Consider the following 354-nt stretch of genomic DNA (forward strand, 5'->3'; position numbering starts at 1 on the left):
ACGCGCCAGCAGGGTCGGCAGGTCCAGCAAACCATCTTCCACCAATGTCATTGCCAGCGGCAGCAACAGCTCGACGCTGCTGATGCCTGGCTCCGTCGCGCCGAACGGCGCCAGCTTGGCATCCCGCTCGTGGGGCTGGTGATGGCTGGAAATCGCCGAAACCACCCCGGACTTCACCGCCGCCCGCAAACCGTCACGGTCAGCGCGGGTACGCAGTGGCGGCTGCACGTGATACAGGCTGGAGAAGTCGATCAGCGCCTCATCCGTCAGAATCAGCTGATACAGCGCCACATCCGCCGTCACCGGCAATCCGCGGGCTTGGGCCTGAGCGATCAGGGCCACGCCGCGAGCGCT

Annotated in this window: 1 pseudogene; it reads right to left on the minus strand. The window is 66.1% G+C overall.

The features are described from left to right. Positions 1-354: pseudogene (locus tag HX846_RS38330) on the minus strand (dihydroorotase); the annotation flags it as partial.

It is taken from the genome of Pseudomonas sp. K5002, assembly GCF_013386655.1.
Lineage (GTDB): Bacteria > Pseudomonadota > Gammaproteobacteria > Pseudomonadales > Pseudomonadaceae > Aquipseudomonas.